At 74.7% G+C, this 861-nt stretch carries 2 protein-coding genes; both read right to left on the minus strand.

Features of this window, described 5'->3' with window-relative positions:
* Nucleotides 1-309, minus strand: a 309-nt coding sequence (locus AC1D12_RS34365; RefSeq protein WP_477845527.1) for an NAD(P)H-hydrate epimerase, incomplete at its 3' end; no start/stop codon positions are given.
* A gap of 9 nt (nucleotides 310-318) precedes the next feature.
* A partial coding sequence (locus AC1D12_RS34370) for an FAD-dependent oxidoreductase (RefSeq protein ID WP_477845528.1) occupies nucleotides 319-861 on the minus strand: 543 nt, incomplete at its 5' end.

The raw sequence follows: 861 nt of genomic DNA on the forward strand, positions 1-861 counted from the left end.
GGCCTGCTTCGCGTCGCCGCGCAGCCGTGATGGATCGCCCGCCAGCGTCACGAAGGTCTCGATGCCGGTGCGGCGCAGCGCGATGGCGGCCACCAGGCCGTCGCCGCCGTTGTTGCCCGGCCCGATCGCCACCCAGGCACGCCGCGTGTGCGGCGCGAGCGCCCGGGCGAGGCGCGCCACGGCATCGCCGGCGCGCTGCATCAGCATGAACGGCGGCACCGCCTGCAGCGCCGTGGCCTCGATCTCCCGCGTGCGTGCCAGCCCGTGCAGCGGCCAGGCAGGGGTTCCGGCATGGATCCGCTGCAGCATCGCGTTCACTCAGCGCCGCAGGCGCTCGATGCCCAGGCCGTCGATGTCGATCGCCGGCGCGCGCTGCGCGAGCTGGTCGGCCAGCACGCGTGCCGAGCCGCAGGCGAGCGCCCAGCCGCTGGAGCCATGGCCCAGGTTCAGCCAGATGCCGGCCAGCCCGCTCGCGCCCAGCACCGGTGGGCCGTCCGGCAGCATCGGCCGCGCGCCTTTCCAGCGCTGCGCCTGGCTCATGCGCGCCGCGCCCGGGAACCAGTCGTTCAGCACCTTGTACAAGGTGTCGAGCGAGCCCTTGTTCATCGCCTGCGCAGAGCCGCCCAGCTCGGCGCTGCCGGCCACCCGCACGCGTGAGCCCATGCGGCTCACGGCGACCTTGTACCGCTCGTCCATCAGCGCCGAGCGTGGGCCGACGTCGGGGTGCGCCTCGTGGTGGCGCAGCGGCGCCGTCACCGAGTAGCCGTAGACCGGCGCGAGCGGCAGGCGCAGCCCGTGCGGCGTCAGCAGCTGCGGTGCGCCCATCGCGGCGCAGACGACGATCGCGTCGAAGGTCTGCGT

The sequence above is a fragment of the Rhizobacter sp. P1_G5 genome, from assembly GCF_056405435.1.